The organism is Shewanella chilikensis, assembly GCF_002836945.1.
GTDB classification, from domain to species: domain Bacteria; phylum Pseudomonadota; class Gammaproteobacteria; order Enterobacterales; family Shewanellaceae; genus Shewanella; species Shewanella chilikensis.
Genome location: NZ_NIJM01000003.1, coordinates 41,677 through 57,887 on the forward strand (window position 1 = coordinate 41,677; position 16,211 = coordinate 57,887).

The window sequence follows — 16,211 nt, forward strand, 5'->3', positions numbered from 1 at the left end:
TCGCCGTGGCCGATTACATCTCCGGGCCGAATGGTATTATACTGCCAAGAACACAGAGGTTTGGCCCTTGGGCCGAGCCTGAACCGACACACCGGAGTGGCAAAATGGCCGAAGAAACCATATTCAGCAAAATTATCCGCCGTGAAATTCCCACGGACATACTGTATCAGGACGAACTGGTAACCGCCTTTCGGGACATCAATCCCAAGGCGCCCACCCACGTGCTGATAGTGCCCAATCATCTGATCCCCACGGTCAATGACGCCAAGGCCTCTGACGAGCAGGCCATAGGCCGTATGGTGACTGTGGCCGCCAAGCTGGCCACCGAGGCCGGGATCGCCGAGGACGGTTATCGTTTAATCATCAACTGTAATGAACATGGCGGCCAGGAAGTGTTCCACATCCACATGCATCTGCTTGGCGGTAAAGCCTTGGGGCCTATGGTGAGTTCAGCGTCATGAAAGTCAATCCGGAGTTTTTCCCGCTGACGACCCTGGCTACCCGTTTCGTCAACCAGTTGGCCCAGTGCCGCCGCCTCGGGCTCAAGGTGCATGAGGCCAGTGAGCACCATGTACTGATAGAATTGCCTTACAGCACCGAGCTGGTGGGTTACCCTGAAACCGGGGTTATTCATGGTGGGGTTATCACTACTTTGATGGATACTGCCAGTGGCTGTGCCGTGGTTTGTGCCATCAAGGACAAATATGGTTCGCTGGAGATCTCGCCGACTTTGGATCTGCGGGTGGACTATATGAAGCCCGCCGAGCCCCACAAGCCGGTGTATGGTTTTGCCGAGTGTTATAAGTTGTCATCCAGCGTAGCGTTCACCCGGGCCATTGCCTATCAGGACAGCATAGACGACCCCATCGCCCATGCGGTTGGCTCCTTTATGCGGATAAGCCCTGAAATGATAGGGGATACTTTCCGCAAGGCACTGATGGGTGAGGAGACGAAATGACAGATCCCAAGGCATCCCTGGATGTAAAAAGCATAGTTGCAAAAGTGACAGAAACCAATGATTTCAGTCACTTGCTTGAGCATGTGCCCTACGCCCGCTTTATTGGCATGTTGGTTGAAAGGTTTGGCGATGAACTGGTGTTTCGTCTGCCGGCCAAAGATGACAACATAGGTAACCCGGTACTGCCGGCCATTCACGGCGGGGTGATAGCCGGGTTTATGGAGATGTCGGCCATCATCCAGCTTATGGTGTTTATGCAAACCAGTAAGGTGCCCAAGGTAGTTGATTTTTCCATCGACTATTTACGTGCCGGTTATCATAAGGACAGCTTCGCCGAGTGCCGAATTACCCGTCAGGGACGGCGAGTGGCCAATGTCAATATCGACTGCTGGCAAACCAACCGCAAGCAGTTGATTGCAACCGCCCGGGCACACTTTTTGATTGATTGAGAATAAGGGATTGGCAGATGAAAAAAGTCTTGGTAATAGCAGCAACCCTGCTGGCTCTGGCAGGCTGCGCCAACCATACGGCCGGGGTGTATGCCAGCTCGACCGGTGAAAGCCGTATCGACAATAGCAGCTTTGCCCGCTCTGTAAGTGTCGGTGATCTTATGGCCAGAGGCGAGGGCGGCTTGCTCAGAGGCACAGCCACAATCAGCAGCAAAGTCGCTACCGATATGCGCATTCAATACAAATTCACCTGGTATGATGCCAGCGGCTATACCCTGGATGATGAAGGTGTGTCCTGGAAGTCGGTTAAGCTGCATGGTAAACAGCAGTTGCAGGTGAGCGCCGTGGCGCCGAATCCGACCGCCAGCCGTTTTGAGATCTATGTGCGCGAGGCCTTTTCAAACTAAAAGTTGAAACCTCGGCACCACTGCCGCCCGAGCCATTATTCCCGTTGAATGCTCAACACTCGGGAGTATTGGAGTGGGCGGTTTTTTTATGCCCTCGGGTACAATTTGGCAACCTGGCTCACTTTTGTTGGTAACTCGTGTATACTGGCCCGCGCCAAGGGGTGTTTACCGCATTGCGGTTGACTGAGATGTCGTATGACGAACCCTTAGAACCTGATCCGGCTAGTACCGGCGTAGGAATGGGCCACAATTCGTGCACTTTCAACTCGCTTTCTTATTGCCGGATCTCAAACAGTGAATATTTGAGGTCCTATGTCCAAGTTTACCGTACCTACTCTGCTTGCCAGCACCATTCAGATGTTGCTGTGGGCACCCGTTCATGCCGCCGATAATCCCGGCGTTGAAAATCAAGATGAGCAACAAGCCATGGAAGTGATAGTCGTCAGCGGCGACTTTCGTGGTCTGACGCTGGAAAAGATGCCCTCCAGCGTGACTGTTATCGACGAGCAGCGCATTGAAGATCAAGGCGCCGAGCATTTCGAAGACATGTTGGGTAACGTAGCCAACTTCAACTGGTCAGGTGCCAGCTCCCGGCCAAGATACTTCCAGATCCGCGGTGTAGGTGAGCAGGAGCAATACCAGGGAGCGCCCAACTCCTCTGTGGGCTTTATTATCGATGATATCGATCTCTCCGGGCTGGGCAGCGTTTCCAGCCTGTACGACCTGCAGCAGTTTGAAGTGCTGCGCGGCCCCCAGGGCACCCGCTATGGCGCCAATGCCCTGGCCGGTCTTATCTATCTCAAGAGCAATGATCCCACAGACGTGTTCGAGCACGGCGCCGAAGTCTCGCTCGGTAATGATAATCTGCAAACCTTTAGCGGCTTCAGCTCCGGCCCAGTGACTGATTCCGGCAAGCTGCTCTATCGTGTGGCGCTGCAGCAACACAAGCAGAACGGTTATCGCGACAACCTGTATCTGGGCCGTGACGATACCAATGAGCGTGATGAATTCAGCGGCCGTATCAAGCTGCGCTGGTACGCCACCGACAAATTGCAGGCGGACTTCACTCTACTGCATGCCGATTTTGACAATGGTTATGATGCCTGGACTTTGGACAATAACGGCTTCGATACCATTACCGATGCGCCGGGCGTCGACAAGCAGCGCACCACGGGATCCAGTCTCAAGCTGAGCTATACCGGCTTTGAGGCTTTTGAGCTGGTGTCCCTGTCAAGCTATGCCGCTACAGATCATCATCACGGTTACGACGGTGACTGGGCCAACCCGGATTACTGGGCCGGGAAAGAGTGCGGCGGCGCACCCTGTGAGTACGATTACACCTGGGATAAACGCGGCGAGCGGCGCACTCTGTCACAGGAGTTCAGATTCAGCTCTAACGAGGCCGGGCGGATTTTCGGCGGCAGCACAGACTGGCTGGCCGGGCTCTATTTTATGGATCTCGATGAGGACAATGATCTCTACTCTGAATACAACAGCTGGCCGGATGAAGTGCTGACTTCCCGCTACAGCGCCAGTAACTATGCGGTGTTTGCCCAGTTGGACTCAGATCTGGGGGCGGGCTACAGCCTGTCTATCGGTGCTCGTATTGAGCGACGTGAGAGTGACTACAGCGACAGCAATGGTGATGCCTTTAGCCCATCGGAAAATATGTGGGGTGGCCATATCGCCCTGTCCAAGGCGCTGGCTGAACACCATGAAGCCTATGTTCGGATAGCCAGGGGCTACAAGGCTGGTGGTTTCAATATGACGCTGCCCCAGGAGCTGGCCGACAAGAAAGAGTTCGATACCGAAATCCTCTACAACTATGAACTGGGGCTGAAATCCAGCTGGGCCGATGGCTTGTTGGATACTCGTCTGGCACTGTTCTTTATGGACAGGGAAGATCAGCAGGTAGCGGCCTCGCTGCAGGATCCTGTCGATCCCCAGCGCTTTATTCTGTTCACCGAAAACGCCGGCAGCTCCAATAACTATGGCGCCGAGCTGGAAGCCAACTGGTATCCCACAGATTCACTGCAGTTCTACACCAGCCTTGGGTATCTGCAGACAGAATACGGTGATTACCTGTATCAGGATAAATATGGCAACCCTGTGGATCTCAGTGGCCGGGAACTGGCCCACTCGCCGAGATGGACCTATAGTCTCGGCATGACCTGGCGCAATGACATGGGCTGGTTTGCCAACCTCAACAGCAGTGGCAAGAGTGCGTTCTACTACTCAGACAGCAATGATTCCCGATCTGAAGACTATCAGGTGGTCAACGCCAAGCTGGGATATGAGACCGAAAAGTGGTCGGTTTACCTCTGGGGCCGCAACCTGTTCGATGAAAAATACGGCGTGCGCGGTTTCTACTTCGGCAATGAGCCGGATCAGGACTGGGCCGAGAAGCAATATATCCGCTACGGGGACCCACGCCAGATTGGTGTGACCTTCAAGGTCAAATTTATCTGATGGCATAAGCCGTTGTCGGCCGGGGCGTGTAGCAGTGCCCCGGTTCATTACAGGAGATGTAAAATGAAGTTAACTGCCGAAATCAGCATGTATCCGCTCCACGATGAGTATCTGGAGCCTATTCAATGGTTTATCAAGCGCCTGGACACTTATGCCAACATAGAGAGAACCACCAATGCCATGGCGACACAGGTGTGCGGTGATTATGCCGAGGTGATGGCCATGCTGGCCACTGAGATGCAGGCAGCGCACGAGAAATTTGGCAAGGCGGTGTTTGTCTGTAAATTTATCGGCGGTGAGCTGAACTTGGGCCACAGGGAATAACCCATGAGTGAATTCTGGCACTGGCTCGCCGAGGCCGGCTCTCAGGCCCAGGGAATGGGCGCTTGGGAAGCGGTAGCCGTGGTATTGGCCTTGGCCTATCTGCTGCTGGCCATGAAAGCCAATATCTGGTGTTGGGCGGCAGCCTTTGCCAGCACTGCCATCTACACTGTGCTGTTCTGGAAAGTCGCGCTGCTGATGGAGTCAGTGCTCAACGTCTATTACATGGCGATGGCGTTGTACGGATACTGGCTCTGGCGCCGGGGTGGGGAAAACCATCAAGGAGTGGCTGTGACCTCCTGGCCCTGGCAGCGGCACCTGGTGCTGATTTTGTTGACTGGGTTGGTGTCTCTGTTTGTCGGTCATATGATGGCGACTTTCACTCAGGCAGCCTTTCCCTACCTGGATGCGGCAACCAGCTGTTTTGCTGTGATGACGACTTTTCTGGTGGCGCGCAAAGTGCTGGAAAACTGGCTCTATTGGGTGGTTATCGATCTGGTGTCCATCTATCTCTATTTAAGCAAGGGCTTGATGTTGACCTCACTCTTGTTTGTGCTCTACGTGGGGATGGCGGTAGCCGGATACTTTATCTGGCGCGCCAGAGCTCAGGAGTCCCGCGGTCGTGATTCCTCACAGCTTGAAAGCGGCGCGGCATGAAAGGCAAACCGCTGACAGCACTTGAAGCCAGTCTGGGTGAAGGTTTGAGCTGTGAGCTCAATGCCGCCCTCAAGCGGCTACAGTTGTGGCCGCTTGAAGGGGCCAAGCCGCTCACCCTTGGGCTAAGCAACCAAAACTGGCTCTTGCAGGCCGGTAGCGAGTCAATGGTGCTGAGAGTCAACTCCCCGGGCTCAGACCGTATCTGCGACAGAAACAACGAACTGGCATGTTGGCGGGTTGCCGAGAAGGCGAACCTGGCACCAGGGCTGATTTGGGTCAGCGCTGACAAGGGGTTATATCTGAGCCGCTTTATCGAACAAGCGCCGCAAGCCAACTGGCAGCAGTTACTCGCATCCAAAGGCGCGGCCGAGATCGCAAGCGCGGCTCAAAAAGCCTATGCAAACTCAAAGAACCTCTCTGGCCTGCCTGAGCACAAACATGAGCCTAGACATGATTCTAAACATGAGCCTAGACACGAGTCTAAACATGAAGGTGGCTCAGGCGCTGTATTGGGAGCCAAGCAAGGCAAATCACCTCAGGCCTTACTGCTGGAGTTGCTGCTGGGGCTGAGGGGCTTGCCGGCCCCCAAGCTCGAAATCAGTGTTGCCGAGCAGTGGCGCATCTATCTGGAGCGGCTCGATGGCATGGCTCTGAGCCGGGTGCAGCCTTCAAGCTGGCAACAGCGGCTCATGCAACTTCACTCGGCCCAAGGGTTATTCGAGCAGTGCAGCACTCGGCTGGAGGCCTGTCTGCTGAGGCCTCAGTATTGTCACAGGGATCTCAATCCTCATAACCTGTTGCTGGCCGAGGATGGACTCAAGTGCGTCGATTTTGAATATGCCTGCGCTTCCCACCCGCTGTTTGAGTTGGCCGGGGTGCTGTCATCCCATCAACTGAGCGCCGAGGGGCAACAGTGGCTCATCTATCACTATCTTGAGCAGCATCCGCATTTAACCGGCGATGCTCACCTGGCCGTGGCTGCAGCCGTCGATGTCTACTGGCTGTTTGCCTGCTGCTGGGCCTTGCAGATGGCCTGGGACAATCAGCAGCAGTCTTATCTCGACTGGTTTGATGACTTCTGGCATCTTGTAAAGCATCAATGAGTCAGGCAGGGAAGCTGTCGCCTGGCCTTAGCCAACTTAAAGTATTTAATGGATGAAACGCATTGTTATTGCCCTGGCGCTGCTTATTGCGCTCAGTGCCTGCTCCACCAAGGTCAGCTATTATTTCCTCGATTGGGCCATAGAGTGGCAGCTGGAAGATTATGTCACTCTCAACCGGCAACAGGAGCAGGCGTTTGACGCCATTCTCGACCCTTTTCTCGCCTGGCATCGCAGCCAGGAGTTACCCAGATACAGTGCCCAGTTAAAAACGCTGCAAACCGAGCTTGCCGATGGCACTTTAACGCCACAGAGTTGGCGCCATCATGTGGATATGGCAAGAGATCACTGGTTTCGGCTGTTTGCCCAGGTGTTTGACGATCTTTTGCCCCTTATCGCTTCTTTGAGTGACAAGCAGGTCGCCCAGGTGATAGCCAAACTGGAGGCCGATGAGCAGGAGCTGGTGGATGAATACAAGGACAAAAACCAGGAACAACTGATTGAAGATGCGGATGAACGGCTGGAGGAGCTGTTTGCCGATTGGCTGGGGCGTTTGAGTGAGCAGCAAAAGGCCCTGATCCATGAACACAATAGCCGCCGACTGGCGACCCTGGATATGTGGCTCGAGTATCGTCACGAGTGGCTCCGGCAGTTCAAACAAGCCTTGCTGCAACGCAGTGATTCTGACTTGTTGGCGCAGCGCTTGCGGCTGCTGATGACATCGCCCGATGAGCTCAAGTCAGATGTGCACAAGCAGAAATTGGCGCAGAACACGGAAAACTTCGGCATGCTGTTGTTGCAACTGCACCAGAGCCTGAGTGAGCGCCAGCAAAAGCACTTCAAGCGTAAGCTGGGCAACTTGATTGACGATCTGGATGAACTGAGTCAGGCATAGCCCTGAGCTTATGGGGTCGTAAAGCGGGTCTTTGGTCTGTAGAACGGGCATTGGGCTATTTGCCCGCGAACCACGCCTTGCATCCAGGCCCTTAAGTGGACGCAGAGCAGACATGGGGCTTGTTCGCACCTTTCTAAACTAAAGACTGAAATAAAATCGCTTATTGCCGGGTCAACTGCAGCATGACAGAAATACTCCCCGAATAAGGACGCTTTAATGCAAGTCATCATTCAAACCTATGCGGCATTTTTGAAATCACTGCGCCACTTCGATGGCCTGGCACCGTTGGCATTGCGGCTCTATCTGGCGCCGGTGCTGGTGCAGGCCGGTTACAATAAACTCAGCCACTTCAGCGACACAGCGGCCTGGTTCGGTAATCCGGATTGGGGGCTGGGCTTGCCCATGCCTGAAGTGATGGTGGCGCTGGCGGCCGGGACCGAATTTTTTGGTGGCTTGCTGCTTCTGCTCGGGTTGGCCACACGGCTGGTGGCTATCCCCATGAGTATTACCATGTTGGTGGCGGCCTTCAGTGTGCACTGGTCCAATGGCTGGCTGGCGATTGCCGATCCCTCATCCTGGCTCGCAAACGACAGGGTGATGGCTTCGGTGGAGAAGCTTGAGCGGGCCAAGGGGATATTGCAGCAGCACGGCAATTACGACTGGCTTACCAGTTCGGGTAACCTGGTGATCCTCAACAACGGCATTGAGTTTGCGATCACCTATTTCATTATGCTGTTGGTATTGCTGTTTATGGGCGGCGGTCGTTACACCAGTGTGGACTATTTTATTGGCCGTAAATGGCTACCCAAAACCGTTAATCTCGGCTGATTGTTGCTTAAAACAACTCGTCCCGGCTTATTGCCTCTGGCGATCCGGGGCGGATTTGGTATCCTGTGAAGTCATTGATATCTCAGCTGAGGATCGCGCATTGGACGCACTTACTCTTCTTCTTACCCGACAATCATGTCCACGACTGCAGGCTCCGGCGCCGAATGAAGCGCAACTGAAAATTATCCTGGATGCCGCGGCCAGAGTACCGGATCACGGTGGCCTGGCGCCCTGGGAGTTTATTATTGCTACCGGTGAAGGGCTCAATCGCCTGGCAGATATTTTTGTTGCAGCCGCCACAGCAGATGGTGCCGACGAGGGCTTTATCAACAAGGCTGCCGGTTTGCCGCTCAGAGCGCCTATGGTAATCACTGTGGTTGCCAAGACCAAAGATCATCCCAAGGTGCCTGAGCTGGAGCAGCAATTGGCAGCCGGCTGCGCCGTGATGGCGATGCAGCAGGCCGCATTTGCCCTGGGGCTTGGCGGAATATGGCGCACTGGCGCCTTTGCCTTTGACTCTACGGTCAACACGGCACTGGGGCTCGATGGCAGCGATCAGATAGTGGGCTTTCTCTATCTGGGCACCCCTGTGGTTGAAGCGCCGCTCAAAGCCACCAAAGAGGGCAGCGCCTTTGCCCGCTATCTCTGATAGCTGCCGGACACTCAATGGCGGAAAGCTTGCCATGGGCTAAGCTCATGGCATCAAGCTATTGTACTCAGTTGCCTACCGCAACCCCCACCTCCAGGCGCTCGAACCAGTCGAGAAACTCAGGTATCTGTTCGCCCCTGAATATCCGCCCGTGCTGCGGACATAAATAGTCCAGCTCCAGCTCTCTTATTCTGGCTATCCAGTCCTGCTTGGCGCGGTTGGAGGGCATCCATCTTTGATGGAAAAAGCGCATCTTCTCGGTGTGACGGCCAAAGTCATCGACAAACAGCCCGGCATCCGCGTCTTCCAGTGCCGCACCTATATCGCCCGACATCAGCACTTTGCCGATAGGGTCGTAGACATGAAAATTGCCAGAAGCGTGCAGATAATGCGCCGGGATAAACTGCACCTCTACGCCATCGAGCGTCAGCTTGTCGCCTTGATCTTTAATGGCCTGGTATTGAATATGCTCCATTCCGAAATGGCGGATGAAACCTTCCCAAATCCAGGGCGCGTGCAGCTGGGCCCGCTCCAGAGTCTGATCCCACAACCCCAGGGAGGAGATGATATCGGGATCCTGATGGGAGGCGAATAGATGGGTGAGCTGCTCTATGGGGATGTGACAAACCACATTGGCCAGCATGGGGGCAAATAGCTCTATGCCCCCCGGGTCCATCAGCAGAGCCTGCTCGGCAGTGACCAACATATATTGATTGGTGTCTATGATGCCGTCGGGTTTGTCCGGATCCCGGCCAAAATAGATCCATTTGTGGCTATGGGTTTCCAACAAGAGTTGGCTCTTCATCCCTGTACTCCCTTATTGTTCAAGTAATTGAATCGCCTTATCTACCTGAGTGCGGATCGCCCCGGCAGCAGCATCGACCCGGTTGGCAACATGGTTGAAAGTGGCCTGGTCGGCGGGTTTTATCCGGCAGGCTTCGATGCGGCACAGCGAGGCCAGCACTTTGGCGGTTTTCAGCTGCTGGCAGAGCTCTTCCAGTTGCAATTCAATATCCAGGCTCAGGTGTTTGCACTGTTGCTCAAGGGCCGTAAAGTGTTGGCTGTTCTTCTCCAGCGCCGGCGTGATACTGTCGCCATAACGGGCTTTACGGGCTTTCTCCCTGGCGCGGGCAAATTGCAGCATCGCCTTGCGGACTCGGGTCTGCTCGCTGGTCAGGCGGCTGATGGTCTGTGCCAGATGATTGATTCTCGCGGCTGAGTGGGTGGTGAAATGCGCCAGTTCGTCGATGGAGTGGGTCAGCGCCTTAAAGCCCAGCGCCATGCTGCCGGCGCGAATCGATGCCGCCTGGGCATTGCTGGCGATAATATTAATCTCTTTGCAGTGGCCCTGAGTCTTTTCCAGTTCGGCGGCTATGATGGCGGCACGAACATAGAACTGACGCGTTGGTTGACGTTCTGATCCCATAATTCACTGTTTTACAGTCATAATCCTGTTTGAGAGTATAGAAGATAATTAACTTCCCAACAGGCGCGAGCTGATTTTTCCCATCAATGGAGTCAAGCTACAACTCAAGCGCTTGAATTTGCACTCTGTTTAGCTTGAAGAGCCTCTTTGAGAATAGATGTTTAGTGTTGTAACTATATGAATTGAAAGTTTTATTTTGATTGTCAGCCCAAATCGAATGCTCTAGTATCCGCTGCTATCAGAATCGGCCCCTGCTTTATTCAAGTGGGGGCTTTTTAGGTTGTGGCTTTGTCAATAAATAGGCAACAACAGCCGCTGCATTTCAGAGAGGATACCCATTTGGTTTCGCTGTTAAACGATGAACTATTGGACAGGATTGCCGATGCACTTACGGACAAGGGATACATAGTGCTTGAGGATGTGCTGCCGGAGACATTGAGTAACGCATTGCTGGATAAGGTTAACCACTCGCCGGTAGAGAGCTTTCGCTGGGCTGAAATCGGCCGTGGTAATGAGCGCGTGCGCGAACAGGAGATACGTTCAGACAGGATCCGCTGGTTGAATGAACAACAACAGCCGGATGCCGACTATTTGGAATACATGGCCTGCTTGCGTCATGGGCTTAACCGGCGCCTGTTTATGGGGCTATTCGATTATGAAAGCCATTACGCCTTTTACCGCCCTGGTACTTTTTACCGTAAACACCTGGACGCGCTGCGGGGCAGTCGCAACCGGATCTTGACCACGGTCTTCTTCCTGAATCCCGACTGGCAACAGGGGGATGGCGGCGAGCTGATGCTCTATGAAGAAAACGATGTTCTGCTTGAGCAGATCCCGCCGAGAATGGGCACTCTGGTGATTTTCCTGAGCGAGCGTTTCCCCCATGAAGTACTGCCAACCCATAAAGATCGCGCCAGCATAGCCGGTTGGTTTCGGGTTGCCGGTAGTTATGAACTGCCATAAATAACACTACTGGCATGTTGCCTCTGGGCGGTATTTTTGAGCACAAGCTTAGTTCAGGGGCAGCAGGCTTATGCAGTAGCTTCAGCTAACACTCGGTGAGCGCAGAATCTCTTCATCTACCCAATGGAGCAGTTTCTTGATGGCTTTGGATAGCACCTGGTTCTGGCGCACTATGTAACCCAGGCTGGCGGAAGGGAAGCTGGGTAGTGGCGTCATGCAGGACTGCAGGTTGAGTTTGGGATGCAGGGCGAAGTCCGGCACTATAGCGATACCGAAACCGGCTTCGGCCCAATCTATTTGGGCATCCACGCTGCCCACTTCCATGATGCGGTATTCCGACAGTTTGAGCTCAGGTAGTGCCGGGTCAATCAGATCCCGGGTGCGGGTGTCGTGTCCCAGTAGTATTAAGGTCGGTGCTTCCTGCGGGCTGGAGACTTTTCCTCTTTGCCAGGCCTTGAGATCATTTCCCAAGGCGTACCATTTCACTTGTTTCAGCTCGGTAAAATGCAGCGGTTGACTCTCTTTTTGTGCCATCACAAAGCCAAGATCGGCCTTGGCGCTTTTTACCAGGTCTGCCGCTTGCGAGGAGGTGGTGTTCAGCAGTGTCAGGTCAATGCCGGGGAATTCGGCTTTGAACGACTGAAATGGACCTATCAGCAGCCATCTGGAAATAATATCGCTGGCGGCTATGGTCATGGTGCCCTGGCACAGATCATTGATGGCATTGAGATCGGCCTGGCAACTTTGCAGCTCCATCAGGGTGTTGTGTGCACTCTTTAGCAAGCGCTCACCGGCTTGGGTCAGCCGAAATGGATTCCGCTCAATCAGCTTTACTCGGGTGGTTTGCTCCAACTGTTTGATATGTAAGCTGACATTGGGTTGAGTCATATGCAGTTCATTGGCCGCCTTGCCGAAGTGTTCCAGGCGGGCCAGGGTGACAAAGGTTTTAAGCCAGTGGAGTTCGAGCATAACAGCCTCTTTGCGAGTTTTTTAAGCGGTACTTTTTAAGCGTTAGGGCAGGCGCTTTATGGTTGGCGGCTTGGCCTTGGTCTTAGTCATGGCCTTAATCATGGCCTTGGTCACGACAATTGCCCGCTATCTTCGATTCCGATGCAAAATATCCCGATATGGATTTCTTATCAAGCCAATAATGATTATTAATTTTTCTTATTTTTGCCGTGGTCATAGGATAGACAGGTTTTTGTTTAGGAGAACTGGAAATGTCGTCTATCGTTGTAGTTGGTGCAAACTGGGGTGATGAAGGTAAAGGCCGTATCGTGGACTATCTGGCAGATAGCGCGGCGGCGAGCATACGTTTTCAGGGCGGCAACAATGCCGGCCACACAGTTGTGAATGACTTTGGGACATTCAAACTGCATCAACTGCCTAGCGGCGTATTCAATCCAAGTTGCTTGGCAGTATTGGGCCCCGGCATGGTGATAAGCCCGGCGCCACTTTCCGAAGAGATTGCCGAGGTGAAAGCCGCCGGCGTCAATGTCAATCTGTGCATTTCCGATCGGGCGACTCTGTGCCTGCCAATCCACGCCATTGAAGATACTCTGGAAGAGGAGCGTCTTGGTGACGGCGCTTACGGTTCTACCCGCCAGGGCATTGCCCCGGCTTACGGTGACCGGGTAATGAAAAAAGGCATTCTGGTGGGTTGGTTGAAGCAGCCTGAAGTACTGCGTGAACGTATCCAGTTTATGCTGGACTGGAAACTGCCGCAGCTCAAGGCGCTGTATCCCTCCTTTGAATTTTCGCAAACCGCAGAAGAGATGACTGCCTGGTTGTTGGAAGTGTCCGCTCCTTGGCGTGATGCCATCTGCAACGTGAGCGAGCCGCTGAAAGCGCTGCAGGCAAAAGATGAAAACCTGCTGTTTGAAGCCCAGTTGGGCGCGGGTCGTGACCTGGTTTACGGTGAATACCCTTGGACCACGTCTTCCAACGTGACCGCCGCTTATGCCGGTCTCGGCAGTGGCTTACCGGCACTGCGCCCCGAGCGGGTGATTGCCGTAGCCAAGTCCTTCAGCTCATCAGTGGGAACCGGCACCTTGATAACCGCCATGGAAGAGCAGGATAACTTCCGCGAAGCTGCCAATGAGTACGGCGCGGTAACCGGGCGCCCTCGTGATATGGGCTATTTTGATGCCGTGGCCACCCGTAATGGTGTCGAGCTGCAGGCGGCCACAGAAGTGGCGCTCACTAAACTGGATTGTTTGAGTGGGATGCAGGATCTGAAAATCTGCATCGATTATCAGGGCGAACACAGCGAAAACCCGATTTGGCCACAAACTTCTGCCTTGGCGCCGGTTTACGAGCAGATGGAAGGTTGGAGTGAAGACATCACGGCTTGCCGCACCTTTGAGAGCCTGCCACTGGCAGCACAAAAGTACGTACAGCGGGTTGAAGAGTTGATGGGCGTGCCGGTGAAAATGATCTCTGTCGGCCCGGAGCGGGCGCAGATGATCCTGCGTTAACAAGGTTGCCCGTTTATGCCCAAGTCTCTCCGTGTGTGACATAGTCAAGGGAGGCTTGGGCATCACTATGCTAATTTCGCGCTTCATTTGGGTCATGCGCTTTCTCCGCTGTTAGCTATTTCCCCCTTCGCATTTCAATTTATTGCTGTCCCCTTTGAACTGACCTGCTGTTATCACTGTCTTTGTTTTTTTACAATCGTTTTGAAAGAAACTGTTTGTTAACATTTCTCTGGTTTAATGATTTATTCATGTTAGTCTGGTATTTAAACAAGCGTTAAATCATCATCTTGCATTATTAGGGAGGCAAATCATGGGACTGGAAGCATGCTTGACCGGAGAACATGTGATCCTCGAACCTTTGAGTCAGGATCATCTGCCGGCGCTGTCGTTGGCAGTCGCCGATGGTGAGTTGTGGCGCTTGTGGTACACCAGCGTGCCGCATCCGGATGAGATGAAAGAGTATATCCAGCAGGCTTTGGAAAGTGAGCAGCGCGGTGAGGCCTTGGCCTTTGCAGTACGTAGCCGCGATAGCGGTGCAATTGTCGGTTGTACCCGCATTTGCAACTGGGATCAGGCCAACCGCCGGCTGGAGATTGGATATACCTGGTATGCCAAGAGTGTGCAGCGCAGCGCCATCAATACCGAAACCAAACTGTTGCTGCTGGAGTACGCCTTCGAGACCCTGGATGTGATGGCGGTGGAGTTTAGAACCCATTTTCACAACCAGGCTTCACGGGAAGCCATCACCCGTCTGGGAGCCAAGCAAGATGGTATCTTGCGAAATCACAGGCTGCTCAAGGACGGCAGTGTCAGGGATACAGTGGTTTACTCCATCATTGACAGCGAATGGCCTGAAGTGAAACAAGGCCTCAAGGACAGGCTGGCATTTTACAGTGATCAGTACCATGCCGAACTCGCACAGTGAGTGAGCACCATTTAGGACATTATTGAATCGAAGGGAAATCATTCATGCTAAAGCAAGTTATTCGGGCACAGTCACAGGACGCCGAGATTATCTCACCGCTGTTTGATGAGTATCGCCGGTTTTATGGATATCCCAGCCAGCCCGAACTGGCGTTAAGCTTCATCAGCCAAAGGCTTAAGCGGGATGAATCCGTGATCTTTTATCTGCCGGATGAGCAAAACCAGGCCTTGGGTTTTGTGCAGCTCTATCCCGGCTTTTCTTCGCTGCAGGCGGCGCCGCTGCTGATCCTCAATGATATCTATGTCACTCAACATGCCAGGTGTGTCGGCATAGGTCGTGCGCTGCTCGATGCCGCGCTGAATTACGCCAAAGCACAGGGCATTGATGAATTGATCCTCGAAACCCAGCGTAATAACGTTAGGGCGCAGGCGCTCTATGAGTCCATTGGTTTTGTCCGGGACAATGAATTTTTCCACTACAGTCTGACCCTAAAACCTTGAAATTCATCAGGCACTAAAGTAGCTTGCCTTCATTGATATCAAGAGGATCACCAAGATGTCCCATAAAACTGCTTTGTCTGTCTTTGTCGCTATCGGCTTGTTTTCCAGTGCCAATGTGTTCGCCGGCCCCGCCGAAGAGGCCTTTAGCGCCGAGTTGCAGCAATGCGCCGCCTATTATCAAATAAGTTCTGAAGCCATAGGGGCAATGAATGCACCGCAGATGGCCGCCGTTGGAGGCAGGCTGAAACAATCCGCCAAGGACGCTGAGGCTTTGGCTGCCCAGTACAGTTCGGCGCAGGATGCCGAGAAAGGCGTGGCTGCGGCCCGTGCCGAAATGCTGGAAACCATGGGTAACAGCAAGAGTTTGGCTGGTTTGATGAGCCAATACAAAGACAGCTGCAAAACCATCTTGGCCGAGCCGCAAAAGCGCCTCGACTACTGGATAATGGCCAATATGTGATGCAATAAAATGCGGCCGCAGCCTGTCTCTTTGTCCAAGGGGGAGGCACTATGCTTTTGAGTCTGTTATTGGCCGCTTTTATCATCTTGCTCGCGCTTGCGATTGAGTCCTGGCCCAGGATCCGCTCTAAAGCCCGTGAACACCGGCAAGGGGCAGCTTGGGTACAGGAAAACCATGGCCGCGCCAGCGGACGTGAACAGCAAGACTGCTTTGCGGATCTCAGTTTTGCGCCCTTCTTGCTTACGGCTGCTCTGACCTTGATAGCCTGCGCATTTGAACTGATGCCGGCAACTTATGTGTTTGGTTTAATACTCTTTATTGTTCTCAACCTACTGCTCTTGATGGTCTGGCATCTCTATGACAGACTGCTTGGCGGGCAAAAAAGTGGCCAGAGCTTCTTGCCGCCGCTGCTTTACGGCCTCGCGGCCCTGTTTGCCTGGATAGGGGCTATGCCATAAGTCAGGCCATAAGTCAGGCCCTAAGCCCGATTCCAAGGCAAGAATTCATGAGCCCGGCCCGAATTACACCAAGAGGCGTTGCATCGGCCTCAAGCTGTTTGAGGCATCACAGCATTGGTTCTCGGGCGCTGAAATGTCAGCTTACAATTAGCTTGCGGCCCGGCGTTGGAATTTGGCATTAAATAGGGAACTTGCGCCTTTATCCAAGGTTCAAAGCTGCAGACAATAACAAGGAGTGGTTGAGCGCCGGTCGCAATACCCACCAAGAG

The 16,211-nt window shown here is 53.6% G+C and carries 20 protein-coding genes and 1 riboswitch; of the genes, 17 read left to right on the forward strand and 3 right to left on the reverse strand.

Annotated features, from left to right (window positions below; all coding sequences use genetic code 11):
- The first annotated feature begins 104 nt into the window (after positions 1-104).
- The 11 genes from hinT to CX651_RS01630 all read left to right on the forward strand — a co-directional run bounded on the left by hinT (position 105) and on the right by CX651_RS01630 (position 8,733).
- The gene (gene hinT / locus CX651_RS01580; RefSeq protein ID WP_101052958.1) at positions 105-461 is read left to right on the forward strand and encodes a purine nucleoside phosphoramidase; all 357 of its coding nucleotides are present in this window, start codon (positions 105-107) and stop codon (positions 459-461) included.
- Positions 458-958, forward strand: coding sequence for a PaaI family thioesterase (locus tag CX651_RS01585; RefSeq protein ID WP_028780462.1), 501 nt, complete (start codon positions 458-460; stop codon positions 956-958). The genes hinT and CX651_RS01585 overlap by 4 nt, the downstream gene beginning before the upstream one ends.
- Positions 955-1,407: a PaaI family thioesterase gene (locus CX651_RS01590; RefSeq protein ID WP_039032743.1), complete on the forward strand. Its 453-nt coding sequence runs from the start codon at positions 955-957 to the stop codon at positions 1,405-1,407. Before CX651_RS01585 ends, CX651_RS01590 begins: the two co-directional genes overlap by 4 nt.
- Positions 1,408-1,424: 17 nt before the next feature.
- Positions 1,425-1,814, forward strand: a complete 390-nt coding sequence (locus CX651_RS01595; RefSeq protein ID WP_093983145.1) for a YcfL family protein — start codon at positions 1,425-1,427, stop codon at positions 1,812-1,814.
- 147 nt (positions 1,815-1,961) lie between these two features.
- Positions 1,962-2,071, forward strand: a riboswitch (TPP riboswitch).
- Positions 2,072-2,126: 55 nt separating this feature from the next.
- The gene (locus tag CX651_RS01600; RefSeq protein ID WP_101052960.1) at positions 2,127-4,283 is read left to right on the forward strand and encodes a TonB-dependent receptor; all 2,157 of its coding nucleotides are present in this window, start codon (positions 2,127-2,129) and stop codon (positions 4,281-4,283) included.
- A 63-nt stretch (positions 4,284-4,346) separates the two neighbouring features.
- Positions 4,347-4,607, forward strand: coding sequence for a hypothetical protein (locus tag CX651_RS01605; protein WP_025887126.1), 261 nt, complete (start codon positions 4,347-4,349; stop codon positions 4,605-4,607).
- A gap of 3 nt (positions 4,608-4,610) precedes the next feature.
- Positions 4,611-5,261, forward strand: coding sequence for a nicotinamide riboside transporter PnuC (gene pnuC, locus CX651_RS01610; protein ID WP_025011200.1), 651 nt, complete (start codon positions 4,611-4,613; stop codon positions 5,259-5,261).
- A complete protein-coding gene (locus CX651_RS01615) occupies positions 5,258-6,364 on the forward strand; it encodes a phosphotransferase (protein WP_101052962.1) in 1,107 nt (368 codons plus the stop codon). Before pnuC ends, CX651_RS01615 begins: the two co-directional genes overlap by 4 nt.
- A 52-nt stretch (positions 6,365-6,416) precedes the next feature.
- Positions 6,417-7,256, forward strand: coding sequence for a DUF6279 family lipoprotein (locus CX651_RS01620; RefSeq protein WP_101052964.1), 840 nt, complete (start codon positions 6,417-6,419; stop codon positions 7,254-7,256).
- A gap of 216 nt (positions 7,257-7,472) precedes the next feature.
- The gene (locus tag CX651_RS01625) at positions 7,473-8,084 is read left to right on the forward strand and encodes an HvfX family Cu-binding RiPP maturation protein (RefSeq protein ID WP_101052966.1); all 612 of its coding nucleotides are present in this window, start codon (positions 7,473-7,475) and stop codon (positions 8,082-8,084) included.
- A gap of 100 nt (positions 8,085-8,184) precedes the next feature.
- Positions 8,185-8,733 (forward strand): NAD(P)H nitroreductase, encoded by a 549-nt coding sequence (locus tag CX651_RS01630; protein ID WP_101052968.1) that lies wholly within the window; start codon positions 8,185-8,187, stop codon positions 8,731-8,733.
- 67 nt (positions 8,734-8,800) lie between these two features.
- Here CX651_RS01630 and CX651_RS01635 read toward each other — a convergent pair whose 3' ends face one another.
- Both CX651_RS01635 and CX651_RS01640 read right to left on the reverse strand, forming a co-directional pair.
- Complete coding sequence (locus tag CX651_RS01635; protein ID WP_101052970.1) at positions 8,801-9,538, reverse strand: oxygen-binding di-iron domain-containing protein; 738 nt, start codon at positions 9,536-9,538, stop codon at positions 8,801-8,803.
- A gap of 12 nt (positions 9,539-9,550) precedes the next feature.
- A complete protein-coding gene (locus CX651_RS01640; RefSeq protein ID WP_101052972.1) occupies positions 9,551-10,159 on the reverse strand; it encodes a chemotaxis protein in 609 nt (202 codons plus the stop codon).
- Positions 10,160-10,498: 339 nt separating this feature from the next.
- Here CX651_RS01640 and CX651_RS01645 point away from each other — a divergent pair, with 339 nt between their 5' ends.
- Positions 10,499-11,122 carry a 2OG-Fe(II) oxygenase gene (locus CX651_RS01645; protein ID WP_101052974.1) on the forward strand — a complete coding sequence of 208 codons (624 nt, stop codon included), beginning with the start codon at positions 10,499-10,501 and terminating at the stop codon, positions 11,120-11,122.
- Positions 11,123-11,203: 81 nt separating this feature from the next.
- On the opposite strand, the gene CX651_RS01650 is transcribed toward CX651_RS01645, so the two are convergent.
- Positions 11,204-12,091, reverse strand: coding sequence for a LysR family transcriptional regulator (locus CX651_RS01650; protein ID WP_101052976.1), 888 nt, complete (start codon positions 12,089-12,091; stop codon positions 11,204-11,206).
- 251 nt (positions 12,092-12,342) lie between these two features.
- On the opposite strand from CX651_RS01650, the gene CX651_RS01655 reads away from it, so the two are divergent.
- The 5 genes from CX651_RS01655 (at position 12,343) to CX651_RS01675 (ending at position 15,942) form a co-directional block, all read left to right on the forward strand.
- Positions 12,343-13,599, forward strand: a complete 1,257-nt coding sequence (locus CX651_RS01655) for an adenylosuccinate synthetase (protein ID WP_101052978.1) — start codon at positions 12,343-12,345, stop codon at positions 13,597-13,599.
- A 310-nt stretch (positions 13,600-13,909) separates the two neighbouring features.
- Positions 13,910-14,524 (forward strand): GNAT family N-acetyltransferase, encoded by a 615-nt coding sequence (locus tag CX651_RS01660; RefSeq protein ID WP_101052981.1) that lies wholly within the window; start codon positions 13,910-13,912, stop codon positions 14,522-14,524.
- A gap of 44 nt (positions 14,525-14,568) precedes the next feature.
- Positions 14,569-15,024 carry a GNAT family N-acetyltransferase gene (locus CX651_RS01665; RefSeq protein ID WP_101052983.1) on the forward strand — a complete coding sequence of 152 codons (456 nt, stop codon included), beginning with the start codon at positions 14,569-14,571 and terminating at the stop codon, positions 15,022-15,024.
- A gap of 55 nt (positions 15,025-15,079) precedes the next feature.
- Positions 15,080-15,484: a hypothetical protein gene (locus CX651_RS01670; protein ID WP_101052985.1), complete on the forward strand. Its 405-nt coding sequence runs from the start codon at positions 15,080-15,082 to the stop codon at positions 15,482-15,484.
- 50 nt (positions 15,485-15,534) lie between these two features.
- Complete coding sequence (locus CX651_RS01675) at positions 15,535-15,942, forward strand: hypothetical protein (protein ID WP_101052987.1); 408 nt, start codon at positions 15,535-15,537, stop codon at positions 15,940-15,942.
- Positions 15,943-16,211 lie beyond the last annotated feature (269 nt).

Excerpts from the sequence above, each read along its gene's own strand:
- hinT (WP_101052958.1), top strand. The coding sequence starts at position 105 with ATGGCCGAAGAAACCATATTCAGCAAAATTATCCGCCGTGAAATTCCC.
- CX651_RS01585 (WP_028780462.1), top strand. The coding sequence starts at position 458 with ATGAAAGTCAATCCGGAGTTTTTCCCGCTGACGACCCTGGCTACCCGT.
- CX651_RS01590 (WP_039032743.1), top strand. The coding sequence starts at position 955 with ATGACAGATCCCAAGGCATCCCTGGATGTAAAAAGCATAGTTGCAAAA.
- CX651_RS01595 (WP_093983145.1), top strand. The coding sequence starts at position 1,425 with ATGAAAAAAGTCTTGGTAATAGCAGCAACCCTGCTGGCTCTGGCAGGC.
- CX651_RS01600 (WP_101052960.1), top strand. The coding sequence starts at position 2,127 with ATGTCCAAGTTTACCGTACCTACTCTGCTTGCCAGCACCATTCAGATG.
- CX651_RS01605 (WP_025887126.1), top strand. The coding sequence starts at position 4,347 with ATGAAGTTAACTGCCGAAATCAGCATGTATCCGCTCCACGATGAGTAT.
- pnuC (WP_025011200.1), top strand. The coding sequence starts at position 4,611 with ATGAGTGAATTCTGGCACTGGCTCGCCGAGGCCGGCTCTCAGGCCCAG.
- CX651_RS01615 (WP_101052962.1), top strand. The coding sequence starts at position 5,258 with ATGAAAGGCAAACCGCTGACAGCACTTGAAGCCAGTCTGGGTGAAGGT.
- CX651_RS01620 (WP_101052964.1), top strand. The coding sequence starts at position 6,417 with ATGAAACGCATTGTTATTGCCCTGGCGCTGCTTATTGCGCTCAGTGCC.
- CX651_RS01625 (WP_101052966.1), top strand. The coding sequence starts at position 7,473 with ATGCAAGTCATCATTCAAACCTATGCGGCATTTTTGAAATCACTGCGC.
- CX651_RS01635 (WP_101052970.1), bottom strand. The coding sequence starts at position 9,538 with ATGAAGAGCCAACTCTTGTTGGAAACCCATAGCCACAAATGGATCTAT.
- CX651_RS01640 (WP_101052972.1), bottom strand. The coding sequence starts at position 10,159 with ATGGGATCAGAACGTCAACCAACGCGTCAGTTCTATGTTCGTGCCGCC.
- CX651_RS01650 (WP_101052976.1), bottom strand. The coding sequence starts at position 12,091 with ATGCTCGAACTCCACTGGCTTAAAACCTTTGTCACCCTGGCCCGCCTG.
- CX651_RS01655 (WP_101052978.1), top strand. The coding sequence starts at position 12,343 with ATGTCGTCTATCGTTGTAGTTGGTGCAAACTGGGGTGATGAAGGTAAA.
- CX651_RS01660 (WP_101052981.1), top strand. The coding sequence starts at position 13,910 with ATGGGACTGGAAGCATGCTTGACCGGAGAACATGTGATCCTCGAACCT.
- CX651_RS01665 (WP_101052983.1), top strand. The coding sequence starts at position 14,569 with ATGCTAAAGCAAGTTATTCGGGCACAGTCACAGGACGCCGAGATTATC.
- CX651_RS01670 (WP_101052985.1), top strand. The coding sequence starts at position 15,080 with ATGTCCCATAAAACTGCTTTGTCTGTCTTTGTCGCTATCGGCTTGTTT.
- CX651_RS01675 (WP_101052987.1), top strand. The coding sequence starts at position 15,535 with ATGCTTTTGAGTCTGTTATTGGCCGCTTTTATCATCTTGCTCGCGCTT.